We start from the raw sequence: 24,396 nt of genomic DNA, 5'->3' as shown, positions 1-24,396 counted from the left end.
CTCAACCAATCCCCGTCCAGCGCAGCCCTTTTGGGAAATGGTTTTTCAAAATATGATCTGACAGCTTGCCCCACCCGATGGAATAGCCGTCTACCTCCATCAAATACCAGCCTTTCGGGCCCTCTGCCGTTAGCGCCTCGCCTTTTAGATATGCCGATATTTCACGGGAATCACTTAGCAAACTCCATTTATGCTTCACCTGTTCTCCGTTTAAACCCAAAGCAAAGGCATGTGACGGCTCAAAGCGGTTCTTCTTAATCGTCCCCAGATGCCATCCCGGCCGGACCACCTTCAAATTTTCCAATGACAGCATCTCCTTCGGCAGCAAGTACAACTGCTCGCCAAATAAAAGAAATTCCCCTTTTGGCGTCTCAAGTAAAGTCTCCTCCGTAAACTGATAATAGCTTTTTAAAACTTTCTGGTCAGACAAGGTTTTGGCGTACTTCAGCTTGCCGCCCGCTTCGTCACCATCCTTTTTTCTTAGAACGGCAATGTAGTGGCCCTCACCCTGTAATTGATGAGGCCAAATCCTGATTGTCTTTCCAAGACCGGAAGCACCATCTGAAATCCAGTCCGGCCTGCCTTTTCCAAAGCCCTCATAAACCTGAACGTCCTCTATCTCAAAGTTAGGGTTATCTTTTATAAACTTACTAATGACACCTTCATTTTCTTCAGGTGAAAATGTACAGGTCGAGTATACGAGCCTGCCCCCCGGGCGAAGCATCGTCCCAGCGTGTTCGAGAATATCAAACTGCCGAGCGGCACATACCGCTACATTCTCAGGACTCCATTCAGCACAGGCATCAGGGTCCTTGCGAAACATCCCCTCTCCAGAGCACGGTGCATCGACCATGATCCGGTCAAAATACCCCGGAAACCGCTGGGCTAGTCTCGCCGGAGTTTCATTGGTTACAACGGCGTTCCTAATCCCCATCCGCTCGACATTCTGCGAAAGAACCTTGGCCCGTGCAGGGTGAATTTCGTTCGTGAGCAAAAATCCCTGTTGCTGCATTTTCCCCGCAATATGAGTGGTTTTCCCACCCGGAGCTGCACATAAATCCAAGACACGCTCACCCGGCTGCGGGTCGACTAGCTCCCCTGCCGCCATCGCGCTTGGCTCCTGAATATAGTACAAGCCTGCCTCATGGTACGGATGCTTCCCGGGCCGGTCCTCTGTTCCATAGAAAAACCCCTCTTTCACCCATGGGATTTTTTCCAGATTAAAAGGGCTGATTTTTTTAAACTCCTCAGCCGAGATTTTTAAAGGGTTCACCCGAAACCCATGCGATCTATTCTCGTGATAACTTTTTACAAAATCCTCATATTCCTCATCTAAAAGGTTCTTCATTTTTTCGAGAAAATCCTTTGGCAACTCCATGTTGATCACCCATCTGCTGATTAAAATAATGTTTACGATAAATTTACCATTCTTTTTAAAAAAATAAAACGGCAGTACCGTTCCTAAAAATATAGACATTTATGGATATTACTGTCTATATGTTCTAAATGGATTGTTGCTTTTCCATTTAGCACGCAAAACGAACAGAGCTTTTTGCGAATCGCGTTAGGGAATCACGCCCTAATACTAGAATGGATACATCCGTCTGGATGAGTCTTCGACCAATCCAAACTTCATCGTTTCCGTCACAGTGTCATTTTCTTCATCCTTTCGAATGATATCCACGGCACAGGATACCTTTTCGATACTCTAGTTTGGCTGTAAGCCACACTATTATTGCAATCTTGCCTATAAAATTGGAGTACGTGGTCCTATTCTTCCTTTCAGGTAAACAGGAAGCGTTGCTCCAATTTCTCTTGTTTCCTTTCAAATATCCGCTTTTAATAGTTCAATCTTATCCTGAAAATAGTAGTATTTTCCCCAGTGTCTCGTGAGCGACCTCCAATTATTAAAATTAGCCTTTTGTTTATCGAATTTTTTTGGGAAAGACAGCACAGAGTCATATTTTGGTTTTTCCGTTTTAAAATAATAGCCTCTTCTTGCAATCATGCAAGCAGCGGAACCATGGGAACTTAGTCCGTAACGCGCCATAAATTTCATCTGCCCAATTTGGCTCGTATAGGCGGGGTTTACTTTTCTGATTCTTACTCCCGCTTTTTTTGCTTTTGATTCGATTAATTGTTGAAAGGAGGAATAGGCAAACCCCGAAAGCATCCGCGCATATTTAGTGCCCATTTCTCTTAAACTGGCTTTCTTTTGGGAAAAATCCAATTTCTCGATCACGACATCTTTTTGTACGGAAACGGCATGGGCTAGAATTTCCTTTAACGCATCGCTTAAAGAAGCTTGCAACTGTTCTTTTCTCCGGCAATACATCGGAACATCCACTGTCCAGCTTTTGATTGGGTTGCCAAACCGGTCAATTTCACAAATAGCCAAAAATCCTGCATTGAGGTCGATTCCAATCAATCCATTCAGGTTGGATGTTCCTATTTTTGGAGTCTCTTTTTCAAGGGTTGCGTTCACATACCACCCTTTTTTCTGTTTCAAAAAACGATAAGTAATGGAGGAAAAATATTTTTGCGGTTTGCCGTTTCGGGTGAAGCCCATATAAGGAATCTTTGCCTGATCAATGACCTCTTGGCCATAGGGAAAATGCACTTCCGGAAAGGTGATATATTTGCCATATTTCGAAATAGCGTTTTGTAAATCATAGGTGGCTGATTGATTTCCATACGTTTCATCTTTGGAACCCACCACAAGAAACTGGGAACTTCTGGACTCAAGCCACTTTTCCTTCCATTGCGCATGATCCTTGTATTTATTTTCTTCCAAATAAAATTGCTTATGGAACAACTTCTTGGACCCAAAACAAATGCGAATTTTATGATTTAGTTCATCTGATTTTAATTTTTCCAATTTGTGCTGTATATTTCGGAGCCTCCGCTTTTTTTGGTGGAGGTAAAATTTCATGTTTCGGTATTTTTTATGTTGTTTCGGGAAGGCCGGACTAGTTTGAGGAATTCTCAGAAGTTTTTGCAGAAGCTTATCTTTTTGAGTGGTTTTCTTAACGATGCTTTTTTGTAAATATTCAATTTTGGATTCTAGTTGTTGAATATCAAATTTCCTTTTTTCTAAAATAGAAGAAACCTTCCCATCCAGCTGCATCCTCAGGGAGTTGAATTGTCTGGCGGTAAGGCCAAATTGTTTGGAAAAAGACTTCTTCAGGGATGTGGTTGGCATCCCTTTAATGTGGGATTGAACAAATAATTTCCGCTCCAGCATGCCAAAAAATCGGCCATATTCTGAAAGGTACATTTCCGATGTCAAATTATGATTCAATGGGATGTTACATAGTTTCGTTTGATAGGTTTGGATAATAATAGGTACTTTTATTAAAATTGATAAAAATAGTTACCCTAAATTTTGGAATCCTCATCATTCTGCATACATTTTTAATACATTAAAGTATAATGTAAAAAATTATATATTTGTCTATTAATGTCTATATTTTTAGAAACTGCTTAGAACCCTGTTTCAGAGTTTCTGCCGTTCAAGTAAACATACCTGACCATAACAATCAGTAAATTCAAGCCTGTAAGGGGCTCTATTGTTATCAAGAAAAAAAGTATATGTATCATTGATAAAGTCACTTTTACAAATCATCTTCGCGGCCTCAACTTGAATTGGCTGCAAACGGAACTTATAGGGAACACCATACATTTTTGGAACGACCGCAAACAGTTCATTATCATCATGTCTAACAGTAATCTCAACCTTATCACTTTTATAGGTCCCTTCAAACGATCCCAGTGGAAGCGAATCTCCTTCGAGCGGAACAATTAGAGAAACACTGTTCACTTCTTCACCAAATATTATTTTTGCCAAATCACTGCTGATTTGCGTAACAGGAGTAATATTGAGATTACTTAATACGATTACCACAAGGTCCTCATTAGGATACATCACTAAATGATTAACAAAACCGTTCACATCGCCGAAATGACTACAAGTCTTATATTCACCCTCATCGATAAACCAACCGAAGCCATATCCATACCTGTTAATATTGGTAAACATTTGCTCCTGCAGCGACTGGTCTACTAAAGTGCTTTTTAAAAGTGCCTGACACCAAATATATAAATCTTCCAAAGTGGAGTACATGCCATAGGCGCCGAGCGGGAATGACATATCGATATGCTCGGTATGGATAATGTCCCCCCATACCGTATAGCCTTCCGCCATTGACTTTACAATCCTGCGGCCATCGTCAATTCCCGTACACTTAAGCCCTAATTTTTTAAAAATCTCATTTTGTAGAAAATCTGCGTATGATTGTCCTGACGCCTTTTCAATTATTTTTGTCAGTACCAAATAACCGGAATTGCTGTAGTTCATATCCGTCCCGGGAGTAAACTCCAGCGGCAAATTTTTAAACGAATCTATAACCGCATCAAGATTTGACGGCAATCTCATTGTTTTCACCCAATACTCCGGACTGGAGGTAAAGTTAGGAATTCCCGAGGTATTGGTTAATAAGTGGCGAATTGTAATGACAGAACCATTCGGATAATCCGCGAGAATTTTATCAATCTGGTGATCGATATCTAACTTTCCTTTTTCATGCAGCAGCATGATCCCTATCGCGGTGAAGGCTTTTGTTAACGAACCTACCCTAAACTTTGTGGTCGAAGAGTTGGAAATATCATATTGGAACGATGCATAACCGTATCCTTTTTTTAATAAAATCTCCCCCTTGTGTCCGAAAAGCACTGCGCCGTTAAAAAACTCGTTGGCGGCTAATGATTCCATATAGGTTTCCAGTCTATTAATCTTGTCTTCCACTATTGATAACACCTTTCGAAAAATCCGCAACTATTGAAGAAACGATATGAATCGAGTCCCATTCCCCGCCCGAAACAGTAAGAAGCGGGTATTTTTTTGGAAACAGCTTTTCATTAATCTCTGCTACGGAAAGCCCGCTTTTATAGAGATGCTCCACTTCCCCGCTAAGATTCTCGAGATTTTCCAATTTTTTCTTCAGCGTATCTTTTCCGTTCGGTATGTAGCCTGCATGGGCGCAAAACATCGAACCAAAATCATAATTTAATAGAGTCCGAATCGAATTCATAATGACCGGAATCGATTCGCTCGACATAATCACCTTTGTCTTGGGAGCAACAAATAAATCTCCGGAAAAAAGCCGTCCAGTTTCCATATCTAGAAGTGCAACATGGTCATCGGCATGGCCCGGGGTGTAAATCACTTTCCAAGTTGATTTGTGCGATTGAATTGATTCTCCCAGCGGCAATGCCTGAAACTCTCTGCGTACCCCCCAGGTAATCTGGCGGTATTTCGGATACGGAGCAAACTCCGCACAAACGCCGACCCCTTTTGGATGGACATAAATTGGAATATCGCGATTTTCCTGAATCCACGGAGCGGTTCCAGAATGATCCTCGTGGCTGTGGGTTAAAACAACCTTATCAAATGAATGTTCTTTATAAAAAGAAATAAAATCCTCTTCAATGGATTGAGGACCCGTATCAACTAACATGCCGTCTACTAAATAAGCATAAATTTTGCGGCCAAACCTTTCCACGGTCCCTTCAACACAGATAACATCCTCTTTTGAATACACTTCAATCATTATTAAATCACCTCTTTATCTTCCAAACATCTACTTCTACACTGCCATTAAACATCCCTCTTTATTTGCCAAAAAACAGCCGCCTGGAAATCACTCCAAGCGGCTGCATTTCTATTATTCATATTTCGTCCGGTCCGTAAAAGTAATATATATCAAGTATATAACTATACATATTGCCGTAGTCAAGAAGCCCCAGCCTAGCGTGATTTGCTCGATAACCAAGTAGTTATTGCATAATTGGACAGGTGCATCAATATAAAGCCAGCCTACCACCAGAAACAGAATGGTGAAGAAGATAAAAAGAATGTTTTTTCCAAGTGAATTTAGCCTTTTCCAGCTGTCCCTCAAGGGAAATCCAGCTAAAAGCGATAAACTCACAAACTTAAATACCTCTACGCTTTGTTCAGTTAAAGCGTCATCCATCGAACGCGGCAGCGTCCAGAAGCCTACAATTATGACAAACAATAAAATTCCCGGAACGCCATTCCCGTTCCATTTATCAAAAAATCTCGGAAAGCGGTCCATAAAAAGTCGTGCCATCAGGAATCCCGCAAACACCACCATTGGCATTTGCATATGCATATGCATAATCATCACAGATTCCATAAAATGGGCAATAGGCGGAATAGCTAGGGCAATAAGTAACAATAATCCATATATAAATTGTTGCATTGATTATTCCCCCGCTTCCTGATTTAGAATCTTGACAACCTTATCGGCTGCCTCATCTATTTTTTTATAGTCCATCACATCTTGAAGACTGCCTTTCGGGTCTACTAAATAAAATGCTGAATTATGAGTGAAATTCCCGTATCCGTCAGGAATGACAGTCACTCCAAATTCTTTTAGCAAAGCATCCAATTCATTCTTGTCCGGAACCCTTGCCATCCGCCAGGTTTCCCCATCACTTTTAAAATAAGTGCGGTATTTTTCTAGCGTCTGTGGAGTGTCTCTGGATGGGTCAAAGCTGATGCTCAAAAATACGATATCCTTTCCCAAATATTTTTTCGGGATCTGTTCGTAAACCTTTGACATGTTCATTTCCAACTGCGGGCAGACAGATGTACAAGACGTATAAAGAAAGGTAATAAATACGTACTTCCCTTTGAATTCAGAGATGGAATATTCCCGTTGCTTGCTGTCCTCCAATGTTATTTTAGGAAATTTCGGCTTCTCGTCCAGCAGCCTGTTGACCCTGGCTGTTTCCGCCGTAAAGGCTCGAAAACCGTCTGTGCCTGTATAAAATAAAACAAATCCAAACACAAATACGACTAATAGTGAAATTACCTGATGCCGATTTTTGATCATAACGACCACTTCCCAAACCTATTTTTAAAAAAGTTCTCTCTCTTTTAGCAGAAAGAGATAGCCCAGCAAACGAGCTATCTCTTTTGTTATCAAAACTGTCCAGCTTCAGCGCCTAGGGGCTCGAAGGTCTACAGCCAATCCGTCAAGAAGGCTCGTCTTATGCTTTGCGCCCCTGTGCAAGGCGCTTCCGCTTTTCTAATTACCAAGTCTTGAACCCAGGTGATCCTGGAGGTGCATTGACAATAAATTCTGTTAGTGGAACGACATATGCCATTGCGACGACTAATAGCATAACCACAATCCATAGTCCCCAGCGCTCTGTCCAATAAGGAGTTGGAGAAGCATTTTCTTCTGCTTCCGCAATTGGGAATTCTGTTTCCCCTTTTGGTGCAAAGAACATCATATTAATTACCGCATACACTTGAAGAATAACACCGATGATTAACAAAGTACCGCCGACAGCCATTGCCATCATATATGGGTTCCAGCCTAATGCTGTTGCATGATCGCCATATGTTGTAAATGAAGTTCTTCGTGGTGAGCCAAATAATCCGACTGTGTGCATGGCACCTGACATAAAGATCATGCCGATTGTCCAGATCCAAGTTTGGATGACGCCTAATTTATTGATTTGTGGTGTTAGAACACGTCCTGAAATATATGGAACTAACCAATAACTAATCCCAAAGAATGCCAATGCGACAGTTACACCAAGCGTTAAGTGGAAGTGACCGACAATCCACATCGTGTTATGAACAACTGTGTCCAATTGGTTGGTTGTTTGCGCAATACCACCGGCACCCGCTGGAGCAAACGAAGCCATACTGATAAATAGCGCTAGGAAACGAACATCGCCCCATGGCATTTTTTTATACCAGCCGATCAGTCCCTTTCCGCCTTGCTTTCTTGCAGTCTTTTCAAATACTGCAAACATGGCCCAAGCGGTCATTAATGATGGGAAACCAATTGCTAAACTCATAAATACGTGCATCATTTTAACTGGTAAAGAAATACCTGGATCAATGATTTGGTGATGGAATCCACCGGTAATGTTCATGATTACCAAAGCGATAATAACGACACGGGTTAATGTGTCACTCCAGCGTCTGCCGCCGATTAATTTCGGTGCAATGACATACCATGCAGAAGTAGCTGTTAAATACCAGATATTTACGAGCGTATGTCCAAAGGCCCAGAATAATGTACGAGAAACCATAACATTAACCGTCTTAACCCAGCCTAAAGACCAAGGAATTAGATATAAAACTTCAATTGCTACAGGAATAAGTGCAAAAAACATTAGAACGTTGATACCAGTTGCAAAGTAAGAGAAGATTGGAACATGCTTTCCTTTATTATTTTTCCGCCAATTGGCTACTTGGATAAATGCGCCAACGTTGCACAACCACATACCCACTGCGAAGAATACTAAACCGATATAAAACATTGGGTGTGCTTTTAAAGGCGGATAGAATGTGTACATTACTGATGCTTCATTCATGAGGATTGGAATAACAACCAATACCGCGCCAATAATCTTGGATGCAAACGCAGTCCAGACAAACTTTCTAACCTTTGGAAGAAGCCCTCCCAGTTCATGTGAAAGACCTGCATACAGATAACCAAATGTAAAGAACGTAGTGAAGGCAAGAAGCATGAACACACCGTGCATCGTAAGAACCTGATAATAGTTTAACCACGATGGCAGTTCAAGAAGACCGGCACGGTTTAAACCCTGTGCTAACCCTAAAAATCCACCAACTAACAAGATGACAAATGATACAAATAAATATGTTTTCGAAATTTTTGCGTCTTCTTTATTAACACCTAGCAATTTAGTTGCTTTTGTTTTAAACGTTTGATTTATTGCTGTTTCCATAGCCTTTCCCCCCTTTACTTAACCGTAATTGTAGTACTCATCATTTGGTGACCGGCACCGCAATATTCGTTACATAGCACTAAATAACTTCCCGGTTTATCAAACTTTTGGGTAACTCTTGAGATATAACCTGGTGTTACCATTGCATTAGCGTTTGTTTCGGCAATTTCAAAGCCGTGGACAACGTCTTTTGATGTTAAGATAAAATGCACTGTTGATCCAGCTGGAACTTCAATATTTCCAGGATTAAAGCTAAATACTTGCAATGTCATGACTACTTCGTATTCATGATCGCCAATCTGTTTAATTCCAGGCTTATCAAATGGCGCTGTTTGATCTACTTTTTGCGAATCGATAGTTTGGATATTACTTGGCGGTGCCATTCCTTCAGCAACAGCCTGATAGCCCGTGATTAACATGAAAATCATCATTATACCGAAGCTTAATGACAGCCATATTTTTTCATCAAGATGCATCTTCATTTCTTTCCCCCCTATACTCTAGTCATATAAAGTCCATATAAAGTTAAATAAGTAACGAGAATAACGACGCCAACCACACCTACGGAAATCCATGTACCTTTTAATGGTTCTTCGTGCTGCTTGCCTGGCTTATTATTGCGATTTGCTTTTGCAGATGCCATTTGTGAATCCCCCTTTTGATTTATTCTGTTTTCTTACTTCTATCATAGTTAGGAACGATTCTCAGCGAAGTGAACTGCATCACATTTCATAAGTGATTTTAATCGGAAGAAAAAAGGGAAAATTATTGTACTTTTTTTCTAAAATCCGAAAGTTTATGAAAAAGATTATGGAAAATAGCTGTATTTTCACTGTTTTTAACTTGTTAATTGAAATATTTCTATAGTGGAATAGAAAAAAAGAGTGGAAAAAGGGGGGAGAATTCAAAAATGACAAATTTGTGAAATAAAGTAAAATCATCTTAAAAAAACAAAAAAACCGTCCTTATTTTTCATAAGGACAGCTGCTAAATAACCTATTTAAATATTGGCAATGTAACCACAATCATCAAAAGAAACAGGATGGTGATATAGTTTACGGAGTACAGAAAATTAATCTGGGCCCATTTCAGGTCATCTTTTGTAAAAAATCCGCTGATACTCACAATTAGCCAGCCAAGGTTCATCACTGTCGCAATGACAACAAAGGTGAGCCCGAGCGAGCCTAAATAAAACGGCAATGGCAATAGGCAGGCAATATAGACCACCATCTGCCGCTTCGTCATTTCAAACCCATGTACCACAGGAAGCATCGCTACCTTTGCTGCACGGTATTCCTCGCACTTCTTCATCGCAATCGCAAAGGTATGAGGCATTTGGAAAACAAAGATAATCAGAAATAACATAATCGGAACAATATGGGTCCCAGGCTCAATTGCCGTCCAGCCAATTAGCGGGGTAACAGCACCAGAAACGGCGCCGATCACGGTGTTGAGTGTATACCTCCGTTTGGACCACATCGTATATAAGATGACATAAGTAAACCAGCCTACGAAAGCATAAATCACTGCTTCCCATCTTGTAAAAGACAAAAGAATGAAGCCTAGTACTGTGAGGACAATTCCTATTATTAACACGACGTTCAGAGGAATATGCCCTGTTACGGTCGGCCGATGCTTCGTTCTATCCATGACAGTATCGATGTCGACATCATACCAGTTATTGATGACAAGTGCTCCGCCCATGACCAGCGTACTGCCGATAATGGTCAGCAAAAATACATTCAAGTAATCAGAAAAAGAGGCGCTGGTAAAATAAAGTGCCAGCCAAAACCCAGTAAAGACGGGCAGTACATTGGCTATTAAGACAGGTCCCTTAAAAAGAGCTTTTATATCAGCCATAAGGCCGGAACGATTATTTGAAATAGCAGCACTTTTGCCTTTCAGTGCGGAAGGTATTCCATTTTGACTCATCTTTACAACCCTCCAAAAAAAAATGGTTATTACTATCTACAACTTAAGTACATGATTCCATATTACCATACTTTATCATGGAAAACCGTTGTAGAAAAATTGGCAAAAAAAAGACGGGGGATGGCCCCCGAAACTTATTCATTCTTTTAATTTACTTGTTACTACTCTCCCCGGAAAACAGGTTTCCGTTTCTCGGCAAAAGCTTTTACCCCTTCTTGGACGTCTTTTGTTCCAAAACAAACTTTAATTGAAGCTAACTCTTGTTTTAGAATTGTTGTAAGATCCGAGTCAGGGCTTGCTGCAAGCAATCTTTTGGAAAGGGTCAGCGCAACAGGCGGTCCTTCCGCTAACTCCTTGGCAAAATTCATAACACTATCATGAAATTCTTCGTCTGGGAATATTCCGTTCACCAAACCAATCCGTTCGGCTTCTTCAGGATAGATATCGCGACCCGTAAATATCAATTCCGCTGCTTTCCCCTGTCCTACCAAACGTGGTAAAAAGTAGGTCATTCCCGCATCCGGATTAAGACCACGGCGAATATATCCAGCAGTTACCCTTGCACTAGCAGACATAAAACGCAGGTCACAGGCAAGAGCCAGAGCGAGTCCTGCACCAGCTGCAATTCCGTTAATCGCTGCGATGACAGGTTTATCACAATGAACGATTCCTAACGCCTGATGACCAACCCAACCCAAGTCATCTAATTTTTCATGGCGGGAAAAAGTGGATCTATCTCTCTTGGCATAGTCAGACAGGTCAAGACCCGCACAAAAACCACGTCCACTCCCAGTTATCACAATGACTCGAACTTCATCGTCAGCAGATGCCTCTGCAATAGCCTGAATAATCTCAGCACTAAGTTTATCATTGACAGCATTGAGACGCTCTGGCCTGTTTAGTGTTAAGGTGCGAACCCCATTCTGTGTTTCTACTAAAATATGTTCCATTATTTCCCTCCTATTAAACTATTAGTTTAAATTATCAGACTAATGAAAACATAGCATATCCCTGATGATTTGTACATGTGAGTGACTTATTTTGGAAAAATATACAAAACGTTATTCCAACGAAACCCTCACAACATCATCTAAATATCTCGTAGTGCTATACCCATAAATCTCCAGCCTTTTAGGGATCACTTTGTCCCCAGGGTTGTTACCGTGTAACCTCATTCTTTGAACTGTAAAAAAATTACGGGGCTGTTCGATTTCTTCATATGCGACAGGGATTTCATTCATACCGTATTCTTTCCCATTTTTATCAACGAGCACTCCTTCTGAATCCATCTCCATTGAACTAATTTCATTTTCATCCTTACCCACAATATTGAAGTTAAGCGACTCATATGCCCGATTCTTAATTTCATGATTGCTTATCACAACATTGGTAGGCTCTCCAACTTCTACCTGGTCGATGGAGATTGTACTGCCTGCATACTCAAAGGTTTGAGGATATTCCTTAGCAGCATCCAGTAATTCAATGGTTTTGTGGTCTTCAAACGTTAAAAGAACAGATTTGAATTGAACGTTGATCTCTTTAGGTTTTTCTCCAAAAAGCGGGTTAAAATATGTTTGAAAAGTAGTCCAATTCATATCTTGGTGTAAATCCAAATAATTGCTGCCATACATATCAGCTTTCATTTTTTTATCGTTCACTTCTAGATTGTCAAAATTAAGAAGATCTATCCGTTTTTCTGGCTGTTCATTATTAATAGCATATTGCAGAATCGTAGCTGTTGGAGCAATCGTTAGTTTATCAAATCGAATTGGGATCCCCTCGATGTCTGTTTCTTCATTCAGCGCATATTCGGTAGATGGCTGTTTTGTAACAGGAATCTCGAAGTTCCACTCCCCAGTTTTATTCTCCATGTTCCCGTAAGGCCTAAAACTATTCTGACCAGAGGAATCACGAATCAATTTCTGAAGCTTAGTGATCTTGAGTTTGATTGTCCCGTTATCCGATGTTAGTGGCAGCAGACTAATCTTCCCACGATACACGTTCTTTTCTTTATTATTTTCCGCCGATTTAAGGTCAGGAGGATAATACCTTGGATATGTTTCACGGCTCATGATGTCATGTTCGTTCTCTACAAAAAAACCTTCATTATAATCCATCACATATTGATTGTTTTCTTCTGTATCTTCTATTTCATAAAGGATAAGCGTTTGAACATCATCAGCAATCGCGCTCTTGATCTTAATTTTCACCCCCGCGCTCTCCGCTTCCAGGTTCAGCCTTTCACCTAGGCCCTGTTGCAGTACGGCACGCAACTCTTGATCTTCTTCTGTTAATGTATAGTATAGGTTGGTAAAAGACCCTGTAAAAACTTCTATACCCATTAATAATGCTAAAACACTTGCAAAAACAATGCCCATTCTTTTACGTTTCTTATTCTTCTGTTGTCTTTGCTTTTCCCTTTCTGCCAGCCTAGCTTTGACGTTCTCCATGAATTCAGATGGCACACGGAAATCCTTCATCCTTTCAGTAAGATTTACCATGGTTAACATGACATCCTGAAAGGTACCCAAATCCTCCTGACAGTCTTGGCAATGATAAATATGTACCTCGAAATCAATCTTTTTCGATCGCTCCAGCGTTCTTTCCAAGTAATCGATGTAATTTTTTTGATACTCCTTACAGCCATTAAAGACAGATCCGTACCCCCATTCTTTTCTAAGTGACTGGATACCAGAAAACAAAAGCTCTTTCATCTTATCCACTGAGACTTGGAGAAGATGTGCCGCATTTTCCCGGGAGATTCCTTTTACATATGTAAGGACCACCGCTTCTTTCTCATCCTCTTTCAACTGATCAAACGCTTTAAATAATTCCTGACGTGGTTCACTTTCCTCTGAGTCTTGTAAACTTCTATCTTTAGAAAGTTCTCGGCAGGTATGTATAAAAATGGATGTAACCCCCGTTTCGTAAGTTGTTTCACTTTTAAAACGAGGTAATTCCTTGTGCACTTTGATAATGGACCGGTAAAAAAGTTCTTCCATTTGCTGCTGAGTCCTAAGATAAGACCAGCCCAGAGTATAGAACGATTGTTTATGTTGGTCGAACCAATCAACGATGGATTCCGGGCTTTTTTCCCTTATTGTAGTGATAGATAAGGGATCTATTTTTGCTGGGATCATAAACGTATTCCCCCCTTTAACATTCTCTATATAACTAATGATATAAGGAGAACACGTTGTTAGCAATATCTGTAGATAATACAAGAACTTCCCAGCTTAGATATTTTAATATTCACCTTTAATTACAAAAAATGAGCCACGAATTGTTCCAGCTAGTTTAGACTTCTGCCTTGCAAACTTAAACTTTCCTTCTAACTCCTTTGGTACTTCCATCCCCTCAGAAAGCTTAAAACCAACGGCCCGCTTCTTAGGATTATCAACTGTATACAGGACGTTGACCGAAAGACCGTCCTCATAAAAGACGTACGTCCAATCGATATTTTCCACTTGAAAACGCGACGTCTCTAGAGGTTTAGCCGCAAACTCAATATCACGTTCTTCTTTCAAAATTCGGTTCACATAATCAAGGGTCTCCCCGCTTTCGCCAGCTGGTACAACCGTAAATTCATGCTTGTATTTGTTCATAAAGTAACGAGCTTCATGAGCACGTAAACCAGCAAGCGCTTCTGCTGCCGGTGAAGACTCTAAGCCAACCGTAGAAACATTTTTAAAATCAACGATATAGGACATTTCCATCTCTCCTTTAATCTCTTTATTTCCTAACAACAGGATACCACATTTCACCAAAAGCTAATCCGTTTCACTGCCATATCTCAACTTTTGCAACTAACTAGTGCAGTTAATGGGAAAATTGGCGCTTCAAGGTTTAACGTAAAAAGGATAGCCGGCAGCTTAAAAATGCTCAGTCTATCCTTTTCATAAACCTTTATTTAAACTTTAAAAACGCTCGGCCTTTTGTTCTGCGGTTACCACTTCTTCATTAGCGTTACCTGCAAACAGGCTATTTTCCCTCCATTGCTTTTAGAGCCCTTTTTTTAAATCCGCATTCTTCCATGGCGGTTGTAAGCTCTGCTCTTAATTTCGTTGCATCAAAATTTACTAATTGTTTTTCTGCCACAACTTGCTTTCCATCAATGAATACATCTCTTACATTTCCGGAATTTGCAGAGTACACCAAAGCACTGTACGGATCAAAAATAGGAAACATATTGACTGAATCGACTTCCACTAGAATGAAGTCAGCTTGTTTTCCCGCCTCAATCGAGCCAATTTTGTCCTCCATACCTAAAACCCTCGCTCCCCCGATGGTCGCTAACTTCACAATCTCTTCAGCTGGGAAGGCACTGCGATCATGTAAAGAAGTTTTATGGAAATTTGCAAACAAGCGCATTTGGCTGAATAAATCGAGCGTATTCCCACTGCTTGGGCCATCTGTTCCCAGCCCAACTGTCACACCCGCAGACAATAAATCCTGGACACGGGCCACTCCTTTAGCGGATTTCGTATTGGCGCCGATACAATGAGCAACCTTTACATCATACCTCTTCAGCAATTCAATATCATGATCAGACAAATGAATACAGTGGGCAGCTACCAGCCTTGAGCTTAGCACACCAATCTCTTCTAAGAATTCAATCGGCGTTTGATTGCGTTCTTTACGATACTTCTCCATTTCAAAATCCATTTCACTAACATGCATCATCCACGGCACATCGTACCTTTGGGACAAAGTGTCCGCTTGCTGGAGCACTTCGATGGTGTTCGTGTAAGGTGCATGCGGTGCTACCGTTGCCCGAATCCTGCTATTTCCATGCCATCTTGGCAGAAACCCTTCGGCGTATTTCAATCCGCCCATTGGCTCCGGCACATCGACCGTTACGGAGTCAATGACTGTTTCAGCCAAAAGGCCGCGGCTATGCATTTCTTCTGCGGCTTCTGCCAATTGCTGCTCAAAATAATACATATCAAAGAAGGTTGTCACACCGGCAAGCTGCATTTCAGCAATGGCATATTTTCCGCTGGTATAGGCAAGCTGTTCATTCATACATTCGTTTTCTAATGGAAATAAGAAGCGGCGGAGCCGGTCAGGATAGTCATCACCTAAAGAACGAAACGGGATCATCCCGATGTGAGTATGCGTATTGACCATACCCGGCAGCAAAATCGCCCCTCTGGCATCAATGCATTGGTTAAAGGTCATCTTCTTTGGGAGCAAATCCATTGGACCGGCTTCTACAATTTTACCATCGTCTACTATTAAATAGCCGGCTTGAAACTGCTCCATTTTTTCATTCATCGTCAATATCCAGGCGTTTTTAATGAGTAAATTCAAACTTCCTCACCCTCCACCAATGGGATCATCATTTGCGAACGTACATTCATCATCCCTTTGTCGGTAATTTTGATTGCAGGTGAAACCGGCAAAGATAAAGTTGAAAAAGACATAATCTCATTACTGTTGCGATAGCCTAACTTAATCATCGCTTGGCGTACTTCTTTTAATTGCTTGCCTAGTTCTTGAATCGGTGCATCGCTGATAATCCCGCCGACTGGCAATGGACATACGGCTTGCACCTGTCCCGCTTGTATCACGACGTATCCGCCTTGCATGTCCAATAATTGTTTCTGTGCTGCAAGTATATCTGCCGCACTCGTCCCCATTACCATCAAATTATGATGATCATGTGCCCAAGTAGTGGCTACAGCTCCTTTTTCAGATAATGCATTCTCAACAAACCCATAGGCGGTGTCCCCTGTTTTCCCATATCGTTCCATCACTACAATTAAGGCCAGCCCGCTATTCTCCCAATCTAAATAACCATCTGTAACGGCCATCTCCCGCTGTACATGTTCAGTAAAGGTACCCACTTCGGAAATTTGCATCACGTTGACGACAGCATTTTCAGCCGAATTCACTTTGATTCGCAAATCCTCTGAAGTTAGTGCCCGGCATTGTATCGATTGATAGAAGTGATCAGGAAAAGCAGGTTTCACAGCCGGATACTTGATCGCATTTCCCCGCTCGTGTACCAATTTTCCATCCTTATAAACTGCCGCTATATCCAGGCGTTCTACATTATCTATTAATAGAAAATCAGCTTTAAATCCCGGGACAATGGCGCCGCGGTCCTGGAATCCCATCCGTCTTGCAGGGGTATAGGTAGCACAGTATAGCGCCTGTTCCGCCGGCATGCCGCATGAAATGGCTAAACGTACGTTTGCATCCAAATGTCCTTCAAGCAAGTCGTCCGCCATCACATCATCTGTAATGATTGCCATATATTCATAGAATTGATTTTCCACAATAACACGCATATTTTCCGGCGTTATTGATTTCTTTTGAAACTCTAAAAACATCCCGCCGGTGATTTTCTCATAAATCGATTGGGGCGACTGATGGGTGTGGTCAGCGGTAATGCCCGCATATAAAAATTTGGCCAATTCCAATTCCGAAACACGCGGCACATGTCCTTCCAAAGGCATAGATGGCCTCTCGGTTTGAACAACAAGTAAAATCTGCCGGATCAAGGAATCCTGGTGATTGACAATGCCGTTGAAGTCCATCGCTTCCCCTAAAGCAATTACTTTGGGATGCCTGAGGAGCTGCTTCACTTCTTCAACACCAATATAACCGCCTGTCGTTTCCAGCTCTGGGGTCGTCGAAGGAACAGAGGAAGGAATCGCATAGAATATATCCATTACACTTGGCTGAAAAAAAAACGCCTCCAACCCTTCCATACCAAACACATTGGCGATCTCATGAGCATCAGCTACAACTGTTGTCACTCCATGGGTTAGGACAGCCTCTGAAAAAATGGCAGGGGACGTCATAGAGCTTTCAATATGCATATGAATATCCATTAAACCCGGGACCAAATATTGACCTCTTGCATCGACTACTTCACAGGCCTGTAAATTCTCCACCTCGTCAGCTGTTACATAGTAAAATTTATCTTCAACAATGTACACATTTTTCTGTTCAAACTTTTTCGTAAACGTGTTAAAAACCTGTCCATTTATAATGACTAAGTCAGCTTTCATTTCCCATTCCCTCCTTTAGATAAACCGTTAAAGAGAAAAGGGCCAAGATGATCCTCAGCCCTTTTCCTTAACTGTAACTATTTGTTCAAAATTCTATTCCACTGATTGATCCAAGATTCAAGGTTCTTATTGACTAATAGTGAATCCACTTTCTTTGTACGAGCTGCCACATCACCATATGTTTTATTTTTTGCTGTTTCTTCGTTTAGCTCTACCTTTTTATTGGTTGGTGCTTCATTTAGAGATGCGGCAGTTTTTTCTTGAATTTCCTGGCTTAATCTCCAGTTGATATACTTATTAGCTAAATCTTTATTTTTAGAATTTTTGTTGATATTGATAGTGTTAAAGTTGGCGTAAGTCCCAGATTGCGGTACAACATAAGCGACATCCGGATTGGATTCGGTAATCATCGGAACAGCAAAGTCGCCGACAACCGCTGCTGTGATTTCTCCTGACTGGAACATGTTGGCTAAATCGGATGATTTGCTATACGTTTTTACCACGTTTGGTGCTATATCAGTGATTCCTTTAAACGCTGCCTTACCATTATCCTTTGAAATCTCAGTATTTACGTGATTACTTCCTAAATAAAGCATGGCCGGACCAAAGGTGGTCGCAATGTCTGGAATGGAAATTTTCCCTTTCAAAGAGGAATCCCATAAATCATTCCATTCTTTGATTTCTTTCCCTGCTGTCTTCTTATTATAGACAATTCCGATACTGTTTAACGTGTAGGCTGGGCCAGAACCATCCGCAGCTAATTCTTTTGCACTATCGATTAAGTTGTCCATATTTGGAACCTTGGAGCTGTCTACTTTTTCAAATAAACCTGCTGCTACACCTTCAGCCGCATTGGATTGGGACAATTCGATTACATCAACCGTTGAGTTTGGATTGCTTTTAAGCTTTGTTAAACGCTCAGAGCTTGTACCTGTTTCTAACACAATGTCTACATTGTATTTTTTCTCAAAGGGTTTGAAGACATCTTCCTGCATTTTATCTTCTTCTAAGCCAAAGGTTGAGATAACCAATGTTTTTGGTTTTTCCTTGCTTGCAGTGCTGCCTCCGCCGCCGCATGCAGCCAGTACACTAGCAGCTGCAAGAGTTAAGCCTACTAAACCAATTGTCTTTTTCATTTTTCATGTCCCCTTTTCTTAGATGTAAGTTTTTATTAATAAATTTATTTGCCTATTAAACTATGATTAGCTTGTGAGCAGGGATAGATAATGTAACTATGTCTCCTACTTGGTAGATGACATCATCCGCTTTATTTGCCAGCAATGTTCCAATCGGGGTTTCAACCTCATATTGGTAGGATTTCCCCAGGAACGTACGGACCTTGACCTTGCCTGATACAGCATTATTGGCATTTGGCTCTGTACCCTCTGAAATCTCAATATCATCTGGACGAATGGTTCCTGTACGTTTTGCCGGCCCCCATTGGCGGGTACTTTCGAATACCGTTCCATCGACTGCTTTATACTTCCAGTCTTCAGTAGGTGCTAGCTTAAAGAAGTTCTCAAACCCGATAAAGCGGGCCACAAACTCCGTTTTTGGGTTTTTATAAATTTCTTCAGGTGTGTCGAACTGCTCGATTACGCCTTTATTCATAACGGCCACCTTGTCCGAAATTGAGAAACACTCCTCTTGATCATGCGTGACAAACACGGATGTAATCCCCAATTGACTTTGGATTCGTTTAATTTCTATCCGCATCTGCAGTCGTAATTTCGCATCCAGGTTACTGAGAGGTTCATCTAATAATAATAATTTCGGCTCGATCACTAAGGCACGAGCTAAAGCTACACGCTGTCTTTGCCCGCCGGAGAGCTGCTTTGGATAACGATTGCTCAGCTCTTCTAACCCCGTAATGGCTAAAATATCATTTACTTTTTTTTCAATGGTTTGCTTTTTTTCCTTGCGTAATTTCAAACCGAACGCAACATTTTCTTTAATTGTTAAATGGGGAAACAAGGCGTAGCTTTGGAAGACCATTCCAAACTCCCGTTTATGAACGGGCACTTTTGTTAAGTTTTTATTATCAACCACGAACTCGCCATCATTTGGCTCAATTAAGCCGGCAATCACTCTTAAAGTGGTTGTTTTCCCGCATCCGGATGGTCCTAATAAGGAGACCAATTCTCCTTTTTCAATCGATAAATTTAAATCTTTTAATATATCAGCTTTGTTATCATAACTTACACGAATATCTTTTAATTCAACATAGGACATAATGCTGTTCTACCCCCGTCGCTGTTGGATTCTGTCTGTTCCTATGAAATACTGGCTAACCCCAATGTTTTTTCAATAATAAACATCAAAACAATCGTCCCAAGCATTAATACAACAGATAATGCCGAAACGGATGGGTCGTAGTTGTATTCAATATAATTCATTAAGCTGGTTGGCAGCATGGTAACACCTGGTCCTGATAAAAACTGCGAAACAGGGATATTGTTAAAGGAGTTAATGAACGCAAGCATAAAGGAAGCAAAAATTCCCGAAGTAATGTTTGGCAGCACCACTTTGATAAACGTCTGTAATTTTGTGCAGCCTAACGTCCATGAAACCTCTTCTATTGAAAAATCTAACTGCTCTATCGTTGAGCCCACAACCCGGATTACGTATGGCAGGCAAATTAAGAAATGGCCTAACAACAGTCCTTGGATAATCGGGAATTGGAACTTAATCACGATAAATTGATACATCGCATACCCAACAACCAATCCAGGCACGATTGTTGGCGAAAGAAAGAAACTCTTAATCCAATTTCGTCCAAAAACCTTATGACGCGCCAAAGAATAGGCGGCTGGTACACCAATAATCAAAGCCAAGAGTGTTGCAATAAAAGCTACTTTTAAACTAAGAAAAAAGCTGTCCATAAAGGCCTCATTGCTAAACACCTTGCCGTACCAATCAAGGGTAAAACCTTTAATTGGAAATTGAATAGTTGAATTAGTTCCAAAAGAAGTCACGATAATAATCAGCAAAGGCACTAGCAAAAATGCAAATACCAAACCCGTAAAGACTTTTAAACCAACATTTTTACGCACTTGCCTCACCTCGCTTATCCATGCGGCCCGCAACCCAGTTGAATAGCTTCATCACAATCAAAGTCGCGGCAATCATAATCAAAGCAATGACACTGGCACCCTGCCAGTTTCCTAATGCAGTCGCATTTTGATATAGGAAGGTTGCTAACATGATGTTCCGGTTTCCGCCTAATAATTGCGGGGTAGTATAGGCTGTCAAACTTCCTGTAAAAACTAAAATACTCCCAACAATAATTCCCGGCACACTTAATGGCAATATCACCTTCATAAATGCTACCAAGCGATTGGCGCCTAACGTTTCTGCAGCTTCCATAATCTCCGAATCAATGTTCTCTAATATCCCCACTAAAGTAATAACCATTAGAGGTAAGAAGAGATACACAGAGCCAATCACAATAGCGAATTCCGTATAAAGCAAAGTAAGTGGTTTTGATATTAACCCCATGCTCTTTAAAGCATTATTTACAATTCCGTCTTGTCCTAAAATGGTGATCCACGCAAAACTTCGCACAACCGAATTCGTTAACAACGGAAACAATGTAATCGACATTAACAGGCCACGCCATTTTTTTGGACTTTTCGAAATATAAAAGGCGGTTGGAACTCCTAACACTACACAAATCAAAGTCGCAATCAGTGAAATCTTTATCGTCCGCCAAAAAATACCAAAATTATAATCATCCAAGAAGAACGAAGTATAGTTCGCCAAGGTGAATCCTCCATCAAAGAAGGTTGGGTAAATGGCGGAAATAAGAGGTAACACCAAGAATAAAATTAAAAGAATCAATCCTGGAGCCAAGATGATGTAAGGGATTCTTCGCTGTGTCATTTCTGGCCTCACTTTCAAAAAGGGTTATTCATGTTGGTAAACAAGTATAAATTGTATTCCTTTCATTGAGTATTATAATTTATTAATTTCTCTTTGGCAACAAAAATACGAATAATATATATTTAATTCACATTGAATGTTCGTGAATTAGATTTCTAAATACAAGATATCGTAATCAGATGATTAATTTTACCTTCATTCACGAAGATTATCAACAAAAAACCACTCCCTATTTTTATAGGAAGTGGTTTTTTGGTATAGAAATAAATCCTTTTCACGGTTAGAAATATTAATAACCGGTTAGTTGCCTTACTTTAAAATGAGTTGCGCCACACACTCAACATGCGTTGTCATCGGAAACATATCAACAGGCTGGACTTCCAGTGTTTTGTAGCCGCCATCCTCTAATATCCTTAAATCCCTTGCCAATGTTGCCGGGTTACAGGAGACGTACACCACTTTTCTTGGTTTCATATCGATGATGGTTTGAAGGAGGGCCTCGTCGCAGCCTTTGCGCGGCGGGTCCACGACCAGCACAACCGCTTTATTGCCTTCCTTGTACCATTTTGGTATAACAACCTCGGCTTCCCCTACTGCGAATTCAGCATTAGTCATTCCGTTCAATGCCGCATTACTGCGCGCATCTTCAATCGCTTCCGGAACCACTTCGACACCAAAAACCTTCCGAGCCTTTTGCGCCAAAAATAAAGAGATTGTACCAATTCCACAATAAGCATCAATGACACTTTCCTCACCGTCTAAATCCGCATATTCCAATGCTTTATCGTAAAGCACCTTCGTTTGAACAGGATTAACCTGATAAAAGGATAACGCTGAGATTGCGAATTTCACATCGCCAATATAATCATAGATCACTTCGCTGCCCCATAAAAGGTTGGTCTTCTCGCCAAGGATGACATTTGTCCGCTTTGAATTCACGTTATGGACAATCGACTTTACCTTTGGAAGACGGACGATGAGTTCTTCAATTAACTCCTTTTTATGCGGGATTTCCGGCGTTCTGGTAATCAGCACAACCATGAGTTCCCCAGTTTGTTTTCCATACCGGGCCATAATATGCCTTAAAACACCTTTATGTGTTTCCTCATTATAAGCCGGAATCCCAAACTGGCTGCAGATTTCCTTGGTTGTCTGAACCGCTTCATTTACTTCAGGCAACTGGATGACACTTTCGTCCATATCAACAATTTCATGGCTTCTTGGCTTAAAAAAGCCGGCAACCAGCTTGCCATCCTTTTCACCGACAGGCACCTGGGCTTTGTTCCGGTAATGCGATGGGTTGTCCATTCCTAAAATCGGGTGAACTGTCACATCCTCCAATTTACCAATCCGTGTGAGTACCTGCCTGACTTGATTTTCCTTGTACTTTAGCTGCCCCTCGTAGCTGATATGCTCAAGCTGACAGCCTCCGTATTTCGGTTTCTCACTGTCAGGGATATCCACCCGATACGGACTTCTTTCGTAAAGCTCGATTAATCGCCCAATCCCGTAGCTTTTATTAACCTTGATGACTTTGACTTTCGCCTTTTCACCTGGCAGACCGTTCGGTATGAACAGCGGATAGCCTTCCACCTTCGCCACCCCTGCCCCGTCATGAGTTAAGTCTTCAAATATAACATCTATAAAATCATTTTTATTGACTGGTAATGCTCTGCTCATTTGCTTCTTCCTTTACGTCTCTATTTACTAGCAAGATTTTAACATAAAGCAGTATCAAATGCGAAAAGCACCGTTGTCCGGCTTATCAAAGACATTTCCTACTGATTTTAACCGGGTTTTGTCCTCCATAGCACTTATCAAGGACATTTCCTTCTGCTTTTTAACAGGTTTTGTCCTTCATAACACTTATCAAGGACATTTCCTTCTGCTTTTCAACCAGTTTTGTCCTTCATAACGCCTATCAAGGACATTTCCTTCTGCTTTTCAACCGGTTTTGTCCTTCATAACGCTTATCAAGGACATTTCCTTCTAGTTTTCATCCGGTTTTGTCCTTCATAACGCTTATCAAGGACATTTCCTTCTGCTTTTTAACAGGTTTTGTCCTTCATAACACTTATCAAGGACATTTCCTTCTGCTTTTCAACCAGTTTTGTCCTTCATAACGCCTATCAAGGACATTTCCTTCTGCTTTTCAACCGGTTTTGTCCTTCATAACGCTTATCAAGGACATTTCCTTCTAGTTTTCATCCGGTTTTGTCCTTCATAACGCTTATCAAGGACATTTCCTTTTGGTTTTTAACCAGTTTTGTCCTTGATCCGGCATATCAAAGACATTTTCATCTGATTTGGATACGAGTTTGTCCTTGAAAAAATAATATTGTAAAATAGGCACAAAAATTGTCAGAATATTTTTGTTTTAAAATATAATAATAGTGTATATGATTAAATTATCCCTTTTGGAAGGAGTGGATCGCGATGAAGATGATAAAAGGCTTCTCGATCATCATGTTTCTTGCCTTTCTGGCCTTCACCTTTTTGCATTCTTCAAATTCGCCTCCCCACCACCATCCAGATAGCAAGGCAATCATTCAATTAGATGATTGGACAGCGAAGCATCAATGGGACGATGAGAAAAAACAGCCATTTGACCTGCATCTATTCTTCCTGCTTATATCTATCATGCCTTTCGCAGCAATACTTCTCCAATTGTTCCAGACCAACTTCAGCAGAAAGCAAAGTTTTCTTATCCCCATTTTTTATCAAGCTAACTATGTGATTAAAGCCTCCCTTTTTTAAATAAATT

21 protein-coding genes are annotated in these 24,396 nt (G+C 40.9%); 1 reads left to right on the top strand and 20 read right to left on the bottom strand.

Translation table 11 applies throughout. The annotated features are described in order from the left end of the window. Position 1 precedes the first annotated feature (1 nt). The 20 genes from QNN06_RS01930 to rlmD all read right to left on the bottom strand — a co-directional run bounded on the left by QNN06_RS01930 (position 2) and on the right by rlmD (position 23,312). Positions 2 to 1,378 carry an RsmB/NOP family class I SAM-dependent RNA methyltransferase gene (locus QNN06_RS01930; protein WP_213120843.1) on the bottom strand — a complete coding sequence of 459 codons (1,377 nt, stop codon included), beginning with the start codon at positions 1,376 to 1,378 and terminating at the stop codon, positions 2 to 4. A 447-nt stretch (positions 1,379 to 1,825) separates the two neighbouring features. Further along, the gene (locus tag QNN06_RS01925) at positions 1,826 to 3,301 is read right to left on the bottom strand and encodes an IS200/IS605 family accessory protein TnpB-related protein (RefSeq protein ID WP_284036837.1); all 1,476 of its coding nucleotides are present in this window, start codon (positions 3,299 to 3,301) and stop codon (positions 1,826 to 1,828) included. A 195-nt stretch (positions 3,302 to 3,496) separates the two neighbouring features. After that, complete coding sequence (locus tag QNN06_RS01920; protein WP_284036836.1) at positions 3,497 to 4,804, bottom strand: serine hydrolase domain-containing protein; 1,308 nt, start codon at positions 4,802 to 4,804, stop codon at positions 3,497 to 3,499. Then, complete coding sequence (locus QNN06_RS01915) at positions 4,788 to 5,609, bottom strand: MBL fold metallo-hydrolase (protein ID WP_284036835.1); 822 nt, start codon at positions 5,607 to 5,609, stop codon at positions 4,788 to 4,790. The genes QNN06_RS01920 and QNN06_RS01915 overlap by 17 nt, the downstream gene beginning before the upstream one ends. A gap of 114 nt (positions 5,610 to 5,723) precedes the next feature. Next, entirely contained in the window at positions 5,724 to 6,281 is a 558-nt protein-coding gene (locus tag QNN06_RS01910) for a hypothetical protein (RefSeq protein ID WP_284036834.1), read from the bottom strand. A gap of 3 nt (positions 6,282 to 6,284) precedes the next feature. After that, complete coding sequence (locus QNN06_RS01905; protein WP_213120848.1) at positions 6,285 to 6,917, bottom strand: SCO family protein; 633 nt, start codon at positions 6,915 to 6,917, stop codon at positions 6,285 to 6,287. Positions 6,918 to 7,116: 199 nt separating this feature from the next. Further along, complete coding sequence (locus QNN06_RS01900) at positions 7,117 to 8,796, bottom strand: cbb3-type cytochrome c oxidase subunit I (RefSeq protein WP_284036833.1); 1,680 nt, start codon at positions 8,794 to 8,796, stop codon at positions 7,117 to 7,119. A gap of 14 nt (positions 8,797 to 8,810) precedes the next feature. Next, complete coding sequence (locus QNN06_RS01895) at positions 8,811 to 9,278, bottom strand: cytochrome c oxidase subunit II (RefSeq protein ID WP_284036832.1); 468 nt, start codon at positions 9,276 to 9,278, stop codon at positions 8,811 to 8,813. A gap of 11 nt (positions 9,279 to 9,289) precedes the next feature. Continuing rightward, positions 9,290 to 9,439 (bottom strand): hypothetical protein, encoded by a 150-nt coding sequence (locus tag QNN06_RS01890; protein WP_213120851.1) that lies wholly within the window; start codon positions 9,437 to 9,439, stop codon positions 9,290 to 9,292. A gap of 353 nt (positions 9,440 to 9,792) precedes the next feature. Continuing rightward, complete coding sequence (cyoE, locus tag QNN06_RS01885; RefSeq protein ID WP_213120852.1) at positions 9,793 to 10,728, bottom strand: heme o synthase; 936 nt, start codon at positions 10,726 to 10,728, stop codon at positions 9,793 to 9,795. Between the two features lie 161 nt (positions 10,729 to 10,889). Continuing rightward, entirely contained in the window at positions 10,890 to 11,678 is a 789-nt protein-coding gene (locus QNN06_RS01880) for an enoyl-CoA hydratase/isomerase family protein (protein WP_284036831.1), read from the bottom strand. Positions 11,679 to 11,789: 111 nt separating this feature from the next. After that, positions 11,790 to 13,868: a DUF4179 domain-containing protein gene (locus tag QNN06_RS01875; RefSeq protein ID WP_284036830.1), complete on the bottom strand. Its 2,079-nt coding sequence runs from the start codon at positions 13,866 to 13,868 to the stop codon at positions 11,790 to 11,792. A gap of 105 nt (positions 13,869 to 13,973) precedes the next feature. Then, positions 13,974 to 14,474: a phage tail protein gene (locus QNN06_RS01870; protein WP_217034517.1), complete on the bottom strand. Its 501-nt coding sequence runs from the start codon at positions 14,472 to 14,474 to the stop codon at positions 13,974 to 13,976. A gap of 235 nt (positions 14,475 to 14,709) precedes the next feature. After that, entirely contained in the window at positions 14,710 to 16,041 is a 1,332-nt protein-coding gene (locus tag QNN06_RS01865) for an amidohydrolase (protein ID WP_213120856.1), read from the bottom strand. Beyond that, positions 16,038 to 17,750, bottom strand: coding sequence for an adenine deaminase C-terminal domain-containing protein (locus QNN06_RS01860; protein ID WP_284036829.1), 1,713 nt, complete (start codon positions 17,748 to 17,750; stop codon positions 16,038 to 16,040). Before QNN06_RS01860 ends, QNN06_RS01865 begins: the two co-directional genes overlap by 4 nt. A 77-nt stretch (positions 17,751 to 17,827) precedes the next feature. Further along, the gene (locus QNN06_RS01855) at positions 17,828 to 18,886 is read right to left on the bottom strand and encodes an ABC transporter substrate-binding protein (RefSeq protein ID WP_284036828.1); all 1,059 of its coding nucleotides are present in this window, start codon (positions 18,884 to 18,886) and stop codon (positions 17,828 to 17,830) included. A gap of 55 nt (positions 18,887 to 18,941) precedes the next feature. Beyond that, on the bottom strand, positions 18,942 to 19,982 hold the full coding sequence (locus QNN06_RS01850) for an ABC transporter ATP-binding protein (RefSeq protein WP_213120859.1): 1,041 nt from the start codon (positions 19,980 to 19,982) through the stop codon (positions 18,942 to 18,944). Between the two features lie 41 nt (positions 19,983 to 20,023). Then, a complete protein-coding gene (locus tag QNN06_RS01845) occupies positions 20,024 to 20,803 on the bottom strand; it encodes an ABC transporter permease (protein ID WP_213120860.1) in 780 nt (259 codons plus the stop codon). Then, complete coding sequence (locus QNN06_RS01840; RefSeq protein ID WP_213120861.1) at positions 20,796 to 21,632, bottom strand: ABC transporter permease; 837 nt, start codon at positions 21,630 to 21,632, stop codon at positions 20,796 to 20,798. The genes QNN06_RS01845 and QNN06_RS01840 overlap by 8 nt, the downstream gene beginning before the upstream one ends. Positions 21,633 to 21,941: 309 nt before the next feature. Beyond that, positions 21,942 to 23,312 carry a 23S rRNA (uracil(1939)-C(5))-methyltransferase RlmD gene (gene rlmD / locus QNN06_RS01835; RefSeq protein WP_284036827.1) on the bottom strand — a complete coding sequence of 457 codons (1,371 nt, stop codon included), beginning with the start codon at positions 23,310 to 23,312 and terminating at the stop codon, positions 21,942 to 21,944. Positions 23,313 to 24,068: 756 nt separating this feature from the next. On the opposite strand from rlmD, the gene QNN06_RS01830 reads away from it, so the two are divergent. Further along, on the top strand, positions 24,069 to 24,389 hold the full coding sequence (locus QNN06_RS01830; protein ID WP_213120863.1) for a hypothetical protein: 321 nt from the start codon (positions 24,069 to 24,071) through the stop codon (positions 24,387 to 24,389). The last annotated feature ends 7 nt before the right edge of the window (positions 24,390 to 24,396 follow it).

Origin of the sequence: Neobacillus sp. 114, assembly GCF_030127045.1 — a bacterium.
GTDB lineage: Bacteria > Bacillota > Bacilli > Bacillales > Cytobacillaceae > Neobacillus > Neobacillus rhizophilus.
The sequence above is the reverse complement of the archived record's forward strand: the minus strand, read 5'-3'. Positions and strand labels throughout refer to the sequence as shown.

Coding starts and splice junctions, on each gene's coding strand:
- QNN06_RS01840 (WP_213120861.1), bottom strand. CDS start 21,632: ATGACACAGCGAAGAATCCCTTACATCATCTTGGCTCCAGGATTGATT.
- cyoE (WP_213120852.1), bottom strand. CDS start 10,728: ATGAGTCAAAATGGAATACCTTCCGCACTGAAAGGCAAAAGTGCTGCT.
- QNN06_RS01905 (WP_213120848.1), bottom strand. CDS start 6,917: ATGATCAAAAATCGGCATCAGGTAATTTCACTATTAGTCGTATTTGTG.
- QNN06_RS01890 (WP_213120851.1), bottom strand. CDS start 9,439: ATGGCATCTGCAAAAGCAAATCGCAATAATAAGCCAGGCAAGCAGCAC.
- QNN06_RS01910 (WP_284036834.1), bottom strand. CDS start 6,281: ATGCAACAATTTATATATGGATTATTGTTACTTATTGCCCTAGCTATT.
- QNN06_RS01900 (WP_284036833.1), bottom strand. CDS start 8,796: ATGGAAACAGCAATAAATCAAACGTTTAAAACAAAAGCAACTAAATTG.
- QNN06_RS01850 (WP_213120859.1), bottom strand. CDS start 19,982: ATGTCCTATGTTGAATTAAAAGATATTCGTGTAAGTTATGATAACAAA.
- QNN06_RS01855 (WP_284036828.1), bottom strand. CDS start 18,886: ATGAAAAAGACAATTGGTTTAGTAGGCTTAACTCTTGCAGCTGCTAGT.
- QNN06_RS01860 (WP_284036829.1), bottom strand. CDS start 17,750: ATGAAAGCTGACTTAGTCATTATAAATGGACAGGTTTTTAACACGTTT.
- QNN06_RS01895 (WP_284036832.1), bottom strand. CDS start 9,278: ATGAAGATGCATCTTGATGAAAAAATATGGCTGTCATTAAGCTTCGGT.
- QNN06_RS01915 (WP_284036835.1), bottom strand. CDS start 5,609: ATGATTGAAGTGTATTCAAAAGAGGATGTTATCTGTGTTGAAGGGACC.
- rlmD (WP_284036827.1), bottom strand. CDS start 23,312: ATGAGCAGAGCATTACCAGTCAATAAAAATGATTTTATAGATGTTATA.
- QNN06_RS01875 (WP_284036830.1), bottom strand. CDS start 13,868: ATGATCCCAGCAAAAATAGATCCCTTATCTATCACTACAATAAGGGAA.
- QNN06_RS01830 (WP_213120863.1), top strand. CDS start 24,069: ATGAAGATGATAAAAGGCTTCTCGATCATCATGTTTCTTGCCTTTCTG.
- QNN06_RS01930 (WP_213120843.1), bottom strand. CDS start 1,378: ATGGAGTTGCCAAAGGATTTTCTCGAAAAAATGAAGAACCTTTTAGAT.
- QNN06_RS01880 (WP_284036831.1), bottom strand. CDS start 11,678: ATGGAACATATTTTAGTAGAAACACAGAATGGGGTTCGCACCTTAACA.